The sequence below is a fragment of the Mycobacterium sp. IDUB_19 genome (assembly GCF_055419445.1).
The window spans coordinates 1-289 of the sequence record NZ_JBVAXR010000212.1; the positions used below are offsets into that span (position 1 = coordinate 1).

General features: G+C 60.2%; 1 protein-coding gene. It reads left to right on the forward strand.

Annotation, left to right across the window (positions count from 1 at the left end; translation table 11 throughout):
• Window positions 1-39: 39 nt before the first annotated feature.
• Window positions 40-289, forward strand: a 250-nt coding sequence (locus tag ACZY0B_RS27990) for a hypothetical protein (protein WP_463767458.1), incomplete at its 3' end; no start/stop codon positions are given.

Here is a 289-nt window from a genome sequence, read left to right on the forward strand (position 1 = left end):
ATGTTCATCGAGTCTGTACATCGGCTAGACGACGTCGGAGTGGTCGTTACGCACGCGTCGCGCGGGACCTCGCAAGACGACTTTGAAGCTGAGTGGCGGCAGATCACGCTCTTCACGGTCGAAGGCGATTTGTGCAACCGCTGCGAAATCTTCGACGAAGCAAACCTCGACACCGCGCTCGCGCGGTTTGATGAACTGCATCCACAGGCGGGGCGACTGGAAAACGCGGCAAGCCAAGTGGTCGAGCGCTATTGGAAGTACTTCGGCGCCCGCGAGTGGGCCGCATTGG